Below are 8,197 nucleotides of genomic sequence, written 5' to 3'. Positions count from 1 at the left end.
GAGGCTGTTGCAATGAAAATGACAATCAAGGAAAAAAGAGGGACTATCGACAAACGAGGAGCAATTAAACAAGTTGGTTGATAATTGCATGAAAGCAGATATACTACAATTGATTAGATAGAGGAGGTTTCTGCATGGACGTTATTAACAAAGATCTCTTGGAGCAACTGAAAGAGTCTCAGGAAGAGGGCGTCGTGGTAGAAGTGTTCGACTTTGAGGACTACATGGATAAATTCTGCCATTAGTTTCGGAATTAACTTGCCTCGCTTAAAGGAGAAGTCGATTATCGATTTCTCCTTTTTTAATTAAAGATATTTTTGGAATACATGCTCTTAGCACAGGTTGGCGTCTCAGTAAACTGAGAGGTTGCTTTGGCTAGTTAGAGATATGTGAACGTCCGTTAGACTGAATCTCAGGGTAGAAGGGGCCTCCAGTGTCCAGATCAACAAGGCAATGCTGCGTTTCGGCTAATAAGAACGATGGCTTTTTGCGTGTGGCGGCGGCGTCGCCGCAGATTCGCGTGGCCGATGTCGAGGGTAATGCCGAGGTTGCGCTGGCAGCTGTTCGCAGAGCTGCCGAGCGCGGCATTCGCGCGTTGGTGTTGCCCGAGCTTAATCTGTGCGGCTATACCGCGGCCGATCTGTTCCATAACCGCACACTGCTGCATGCCTGCGAGGCGGCACTTGTGCACATCCTTGATGAAACCCGTGAGTTGCCGGTCGTCTTTACCATCGGTCTTCCCGTTGCAGTTGCCGAGAATATCTACAACTGCGCCGCCGTGTGCTGCGCGGGCGAGCTTTTGGGCCTCACGGCCAAGAAGTATCTGCCCAACTATGGCGAGTTCTATGAGCGCCGTTGGTTTGCTCCGGCGCCTGCGGATCCCGTGTGGGTTGAATTTGCCGGTCAGGGTCCGGTCCCGCTGGGTTCGGGGCTTGTCTACCGTTGCTGTGATGAAGGCGCCGAGGACCTGGTGCTGGGCGTTGAGGTCTGCGAGGACCTGTGGGTGCCGGCGCCTCCTTCGACCGAGATGGCGCTTGCCGGTGCGACGGTGATTCTCAACCCGTCGGCCTCGGACGAGATCATCGGCAAAGCGGATTACCGCCGCAGCCTTATCTCTAACCAAAGTGCACGCCTGTACTGCGCCTATGCCTACGCGGACGCGAGCGAGGGTGAGTCCACGACCGATATGGTCTTTGCGGGCGAGAACCTCGTCTACGAAAACGGCTCCAAGCTCGCCGCGACCAAACTGCTTACCTGCGATATGGCCATCGCCGATGTCGATCTTGACCGCCTGGTTGCCGAGCGCCGTCGCTCGACGACGTGGGCGCGCGCGGACGATGCGCCGGAGGCCACGACCGTTGAGTTTTCTTTTGAGGGCGTGCTGGCCAAAGAGCCTGTCCTGCGCGATGCCTGCGATATCGACCGCGTTTTCCCTCGCGCGCCTTTTGTGCCGGCCGACCACGGTGATCTGGCCGAGCGTTGCGAGACTATTCTCAATCTGCAGACTGCGGGCCTCAAGACCCGCCTTGCCCATACGGGTACCAAGGCTGCCGTCATCGGCCTTTCCGGCGGCCTCGATTCCACACTGGCGCTACTCGTGACCGTGCGTGCCTTCGATGCGCTGGGGCTGCCGCGCTCGGGCATCACTGCCGTGTCCATGCCCGGCTTTGGCACGACGCATCGCACCAAGTCCAACGCCGAGTCGCTCGCGCGCGACCTGAGCGTGAGCTTCCGCGAGGTTTCGATTCACGCGGCCGTGGAACAGCACTTCAAGGACATTGAGCACGATCCGACCGTGCAGGACGTGACCTACGAGAACAGCCAGGCCCGCGAGCGTACGCAGATTCTGATGGATCTGGCCAACCAGGCTGGCGGTTTTGTCATCGGCACGGGCGACCTGTCGGAGTTGGCACTCGGCTGGGCTACCTATAACGGCGACCACATGAGCATGTACGCCGTCAACGCGAGCGTGCCCAAGACACTCGTGCGTCACTTGGTGCGTTATGCGGCTGATGTCTTTGGCGGGCGTATTGCCGAGGTTTTGCTCGATATCCTCGACACGCCGGTGTCCCCCGAGCTTCTGCCGCCCACGGGCGACGGCGAGATTGCGCAGAAGACTGAGGATTTGGTGGGCCCGTACGAGTTGCACGACTACTTCCTCTACTACTTGCTGCGTTTTGGCTTTGAGCCGGGCAAGATCTACCGCATGGCGCTCAAGAGTTTCGAGGGTGTCTACGACGCCAAGATCGTCCACACGTGGCTGCGCACGTTCTATCGTCGCTTCTTTGCCCAGCAGTTTAAGCGCAGCTGCCTGCCCGATGGTCCCAAGGTGGGCTCGGTGACGCTCAGCCCGCGCGGCGATTGGCGTATGCCGAGTGACGCCAGCTCGCGTCTGTGGCTTGCGCAGATCGACGCGCTCAATCCAATTGACTAAGGTTGGCTAAATTGAACCAATACGGGGGTGGCAAGCGTTACACTTTTGCAATCTGATGGCCCGTATCGCGTGGCGCTCTTGTCGGAGCGCCGCGTTTTTTATATCGAAAGGTGGCACCATGCAGGCATCGCAGCGTCTCGACCGCTTTGGCGCGGAGGTCTTCGCCTCGCTCAACAACAAACTGCTCGCGCTGAAGGCTCAGGGCAAGACCATTTACAACATGAGCGTGGGCACGCCCGACTTTAAGCCGTACGACCACGTGGTCGAGGCGCTCACGCAGGCAGCCCAAGATCCCGAGATGTGGAAGTACGCCCTGCGCGACCTGCCCGAACTCAAGCAAGCCGTGTGCGATTACTATGAGCGCCGCTTTGGCGTTTCGGGCATTACGCCGTCTATGGTGCAGTCGTGCAACGGCACGCAGGAGGGCGTGGGCCATTTGGGCCTGGCCCTGCTCGATCCGGGTGACACCATCCTGGTGCCCGATCCATGCTACCCGGTCTTTGAGGCGGGTGCCAAGATCGCCGATGCCAAGCTCGAATACTATCCGCTGGTTGCCGAGCATAATTACCTGCCCTATGTGGCGGGTATCGATCCCGAGGTTGCTGATCGTGCCAAATATATGATCGTGTCGCTGCCCGCGAACCCGGTCGGCTCGGTGGGTACGCCCGAGGTCTACGAGGAGATAATCGCTTTTGCCCGCGAGCACGATCTGTTGATCGTTCATGACAACGCGTACTCCGACATCGTGTTTGACGGCGAGCCCGGCGGCAGCTTCCTGCAGTATCCCGGTGCGCTCGAGGTGGGCGTGGAGTTTTTCTCGCTTTCCAAGTCGTTTAACGTCACCGGTGCCCGCATCGGCTTTTTGGTCGGTCGCGAGGATGTGGTCTCGGCCTTTGCCAAGCTGCGCGGGCAGATCGACTTCGGCATGTTCTTCCCGATCCAGAAGGCCGCCATCGCGTGCCTTAATGGCCCGCGCGATGAGGTCGAGGCGCAGCGTCTGAAGTACCAGGAGCGCCGCGATGCCCTGTGCGACGGTCTTGAGGGCCTGGGCTGGGAGCGTCCCAACGCGCATGGCTCTATGTTTGTGTGGGCCAAGCTTCCCGGTGGTCGCACCGATTCCATGGCGTTTTGCGAGGAGCTCATGGAGAAGGCCGGCGTTGTGGTGACGCCGGGCGCGAGCTTTGGCCCTTCGGGCGAGGGGCACGTGCGCATGGCGCTGGTCCTACCGCCCGATCAGATTGCTTTGGCTGTCGAGGCCATTCGCGAGGCGGGCCTGTATTAGAAAGGTGTTTCGACTCGTCAATAGCTCGAAACCGATTTCGTGCAGTTATTTTACGAATCCTGCAAATAATTTCGGTAAACGGTCGATATTTGGCTGCGAATAGGAGCATAATCAAAGTCCCGATTGGATGTATTGGGATTACGGCAAGCCGCTCGGGTCGTTCCCGGGCGGCTTGTTTGTGGAGAGAGATGGGAGTTTCTAATGGTTAACGAGAAGAAGGTCGCTATTGTCGGCTGTGGTTTCGTCGGTTCGTCTTCGGCGTTCGCGCTGATGCAGAGTGGTCTGTTCTCCGAGATGGTCCTCATCGACGTGGACAAGAACCGTGCCGAGGGTGAGGCCCTGGATATCGCGCACGGCATGACGTTTGCCGAGCCGATGAAGATCTACGCCGGCGATTATTCCGATGTCGCCGACGCCGCCATGATCGTCGTCACCGCTGGCGCCGCCCAGAAGCCCGGCGAGACACGCCTGGACCTGGTCAACAAGAACGTCAACATCTTCAAGTCCATTATTCCCGAGATCAAGAAGTCCGGCTTCGACGGCATTCTGCTGATCGTCTCCAACCCAGTCGACGTCCTGACCTATGCCGCCATCAAGATGTCCGGTCTGCCCGAGGGCCACGTCATCGGTTCCGGCACCGTGCTCGATACCGGTCGCCTGCAGCAGATGCTCGGCGCCCACGTCGAGGTCGACCCGCGCGACGTTCAGGCCTACGTCATGGGTGAGCACGGCGACTCCGAGTTTGTCGCTTGGTCCAGCGCTCAGGTTGCCGGCGTTCCGCTGAACACCTTCTGCGAGCTTCACGGCCACCTGGAGCACGAAGCCGCCGAGAAGCGCATCGCCGAGGACGTCAAGAACTCCGCCTACACCATCATCGAGAAGAAGCACGCCACCTACTACGGCGTCGCCATGGCCGTTAAGCGCATCTGCACCGCTGTCATGCGCGATGAGCAGACCGTTCTGCCCGTTTCCTCGCTCATGGTGGGCGAGTATGGCCTGTCCGATCTTGCCATCTCCATGCCGACCGTCGTTGGTCGCGACGGCGTTGTCTGCCGCGTTCCCGTGCCGCTGGACGATGACGAGCAACATGAGCTCACCGCCTCCGCCAAGGCCCTCAAGGACATCATCGACAGCGTCGACTTCTCCTGCTAAATCAAGCTCGTTAGAGCGAAAAGCTACAATGAAGGCGTCCGAGCCCACACGGCCCGGGCGCCTTTTTGGTGCAAAGTAACCTGACCCCAATGCACCATAGTTGATGGGAGGGCCATGTCGGATTCGCCTAATTTTTTGACCTATGCCCAGACGGCGTTTGATCCGTTTGAGGAGCGGCCGTTCTGCGCGGTGGATAGCCTGGTCTTTGCGTGGTTGTCCTATTTGCGTTTGCCGGGTGATATGGCGGAGCTGACGAACTGGCAGGGCCTAGACGTACGCGAGCTGCTGCGTGCCGAGTGCTACCGGGACATGATTGGCGACTTGTGGGACCCAGAGGGGAGCAGGGCCTTGCTGGAGGCCGTGGCAGCAAGCCCTCGCTACCGTGGCGTGAACGTTTGCGGCTATCGTGCCGTGAGCGATGTGGTGGCGACGGAGCAGTTTGCAGCCATGACGTTCCGGTTTCCGGCGGGGTTTAGCTATCTTTCCTTCCGAGGGACCGACAGCACGATTGTGGGCTGGAAAGAGGACTTTAACATGGCGTTCCGGTGTCCTGTGCCGGCCCAGGAATCCGCGGCGCGTTATGTGGACGAGGCGGCGGATGCGATTGACGGGCCGCTCTTGTGCGGAGGCCATTCCAAGGGCGGAAATCTGGCTGTGTATGGTGCAGCGATGTGCTCAAGCGGTGCTCGCAACCGGATTGAGCGGGTCTTCTCCCACGATGGCCCTGGCTTTGTCGAGGAGTTTCTGAACGGAGACGCCTTTGCGAGCCTTTCTGGTCGTATTGATAAAACCCTGCCCCAGTCTTCGATCTTCGGCATGATGTTCGAGACGCAAGAGGACTACGCTATCGTCGAAAGCACCGAGTTTAGCCTGCTGCAACACAATCCCTTTAGCTGGGTGGTCGACGGCTGCGATTTTGTGTATTGCGAACGCCTGTCTGCTGGCGCGCGATATGTTGATGGCTCTATTCGCGAGATGCTGCTTGCAGTGTCACCTGGCGAGCGCGAGCGTTTTGTAGATGCGTTGTTCTCCGTGTTTGAGGCTACGGGCGCCGAACGTTTTGCGGATATCGCCGGGAACATGCGCGAGAACCTGCCTGTGATGCTCCGGGCCGCCCAAGGCTTTGACAAGGATACGCGCCATTTTGTTTCGCAGACCATCGCGGCAATCCTTAGATGTGCATTGCTGCCCAAACGCCCTCAGATCGACATGTCCGCTGCCGGTAAGAGTCTGGCAGAACAACTCGAGGCCTGGCAGTCCGAGCTCCTGCGTTAACCATTGGTGCAGAGAAACCTGGCCCCAATGCAGCAATCTCCGATGCGCTTGGGGCGGGCTCGACCGCTATACTGGTTCGTGCCGAAATCGATCTAGAACGGAATGCCGTATATGAAAATCAATCACGCGATTCTGCATATCCTGGACTTTGACTCTGCCGTTAACGTTATGAGCCAGCGCGAGCTCGATATCGAAAGCCGTACCGTGCGCAACTTCGTGACCACGCATCTGCGCCGCGCACGAACCTCGGCCGACAATAAACGTGCCACGTTTGCCGAGAACTCTGCGTTTGGCGGCGAACTCAAGGGCTATTTCTTTGGCGAGCGCGAGTTCGTGGACCTGTCGCAGCAGATTGCGGAGTTCATCTCTTCCGAGCTCACCAAAGCCGAGAAAGCCGAGTCCACCGACGTGCTCGTGGCCGATTTTGACGACGATGAGGATGCCCGCTGGTTTGCCGTGATGCTGCTGGGCTCCAAGCAGGCTTTTATGCACGAAGTGGGCCGTGAGGAGGGGGAGGTACGCAACGACATCGCGCGCCACTACGCTATTCTGCCAAACCCCTCGCAAAAGGTGCCGAGCTATGCCATCGTGCGCGCGAGTACCATGGAGATCGGCTACGTGGACAAGAAGCGCAAGATTGCCGGCGAGGACCGTATGCTTATCCCCGATGGCCTGCTGCAGTGCGACACGGGTGTATCGGGCAAGGAGGTCATCGACACCGTGACGCGTGTGGTCGAGGAAGTCGCCGAGGAGCATGGTGCCAATACGGCCGTGGCACTCGCCAAGGTTAAGGCTGCCGTTGCCGAGAAGGTTGAGGATGACGAGGAGCTGCCGCCTTGGGATATCGTCGATGAGGTCTTTGAGGACGAACCGGTCATCAAGGAAAGCGTGCGCGCGGCACTGACCGAGGAGAAGGTTCCCGAGCGCGTTCCCGTGGAGCGCAAGCAGGTCGAGCGCGCTGCCGTGCGCAATCACAAGATCCGTACCGACACGGGTATCGAAATCAGCTTCCCGGCCGAGATGGGTTCGAATTCCGAGTACATCGAGTTCGTCAACGAGCCCAACGGCCTTATCTCCATCGAGCTCAAGAATATCGGTAGTATCGAGAATCGATAGGGCTTTTTTCTTTCGAATAAAAGTCTGGATTATATTTTGAAGTATACTTTGAAATATAATCCAGATTATTTTTTGGAGGTCAAAATGTCCCCACTTGTTCTGGAAAAACCGGTGTTTACAAAAGACCAGGTTGTTTCGGCTACCGAAGCAAGCAAGTCTTTATCTGCCATTCGTAAACGCGCAAAACGCGCGCCACAGTTCATTGCCGATCATAACGATATCGATACCGTGATCATCGACTATGCCGCCTATGAGGAAATGTACGGCGCGCTGCAGTATCTGCACGAACTTGAGATAAATCGCATCGCTGCGGATCGAGTCAAGCATGGTCCGCATGAATTTGTTCCGTTTGAGGACGCCCTAACTACCGAGGAGCTCGCGGAGTTTGAATCGATGGATCCGGACGCGATCCCCGATGAGGATCTTTTCGAATGAGTGGGCATTTTGTCGTCGGCTTTTTGAATCGAGACGTCGAGAAGGAATATCAAAAACTAGACGGATCTCAGCGAAGACTCGTCCGTATTGCAGTCGCGAAATTAAAGACGCGCGCTGATGAAATCGGAACGCCGCTTCACGGCGAGCTTGCCGGCTGCAAAAAGATCAAATGGCGGAATGCAGGACTCCGAATGGTTTTTCGAATCCGGGAGGACGGAACGGTTGAGATTGCCGAGATCGTGGCAATAGGGCGGCGCGACCGTTCCGAGGTCTATAAGACGGCCGCAGGGCGCCTGTCAAAGCGACCCGCCATGGTTGAATACGACGGAACCCTGAGATGATGAAGGCCGAAGCCCCGATGGTGCTTCGGCCTTTTTTTGTTTTCGGCTTGGTTGCTGACATTGCGCCGCAGGCTGAGCATACGTCAGCGAAAACGCCCCAGAGCGAGCAAGGTGACGTGAAAGAGGAAGGCATTGACCTTCTGGTCATGCCTGACGATTGAA

General features: G+C 57.9%; 8 protein-coding genes. All 8 read left to right on the top strand.

Annotated elements, in window-relative coordinates:
- Nucleotides 1-433: 433 nt before the first annotated feature.
- Complete coding sequence (locus tag DWX39_RS07235; RefSeq protein WP_117759058.1) at nt 434-2,434, top strand: NAD(+) synthase; 2,001 nt, start codon at nt 434-436, stop codon at nt 2,432-2,434.
- 118 nt (nt 2,435-2,552) lie between these two features.
- Complete coding sequence (locus DWX39_RS07230) at nt 2,553-3,716, top strand: pyridoxal phosphate-dependent aminotransferase (protein WP_006234344.1); 1,164 nt, start codon at nt 2,553-2,555, stop codon at nt 3,714-3,716.
- Nucleotides 3,717-3,917: 201 nt separating this feature from the next.
- Complete coding sequence (locus DWX39_RS07225) at nt 3,918-4,868, top strand: L-lactate dehydrogenase (RefSeq protein ID WP_117759056.1); 951 nt, start codon at nt 3,918-3,920, stop codon at nt 4,866-4,868.
- A 114-nt stretch (nt 4,869-4,982) separates the two neighbouring features.
- Nucleotides 4,983-6,143: a DUF2974 domain-containing protein gene (locus DWX39_RS07220; protein ID WP_117759054.1), complete on the top strand. Its 1,161-nt coding sequence runs from the start codon at nt 4,983-4,985 to the stop codon at nt 6,141-6,143.
- Nucleotides 6,144-6,254: 111 nt separating this feature from the next.
- Nucleotides 6,255-7,259, top strand: coding sequence for a nucleoid-associated protein (locus tag DWX39_RS07215; protein ID WP_022094136.1), 1,005 nt, complete (start codon nt 6,255-6,257; stop codon nt 7,257-7,259).
- Nucleotides 7,260-7,343: 84 nt separating this feature from the next.
- The gene (locus DWX39_RS07210) at nt 7,344-7,694 is read left to right on the top strand and encodes a hypothetical protein (RefSeq protein WP_117759052.1); all 351 of its coding nucleotides are present in this window, start codon (nt 7,344-7,346) and stop codon (nt 7,692-7,694) included.
- A complete protein-coding gene (locus DWX39_RS07205; RefSeq protein WP_117759050.1) occupies nt 7,691-8,035 on the top strand; it encodes a type II toxin-antitoxin system RelE/ParE family toxin in 345 nt (114 codons plus the stop codon). Before DWX39_RS07210 ends, DWX39_RS07205 begins: the two co-directional genes overlap by 4 nt.
- Nucleotides 8,032-8,196, top strand: a complete 165-nt coding sequence (locus DWX39_RS11030) for a hypothetical protein (RefSeq protein ID WP_158561637.1) — start codon at nt 8,032-8,034, stop codon at nt 8,194-8,196. The genes DWX39_RS07205 and DWX39_RS11030 overlap by 4 nt, the downstream gene beginning before the upstream one ends.
- The last annotated feature ends 1 nt before the right edge of the window (nt 8,197 follow it).

This window comes from Collinsella sp. AF19-1LB (genome assembly GCF_003459655.1).
Lineage (GTDB): Bacteria > Actinomycetota > Coriobacteriia > Coriobacteriales > Coriobacteriaceae > Collinsella.
Note: the sequence above shows the minus strand (reverse complement) of the source record. Positions and strands in the feature narration are given on the sequence as shown.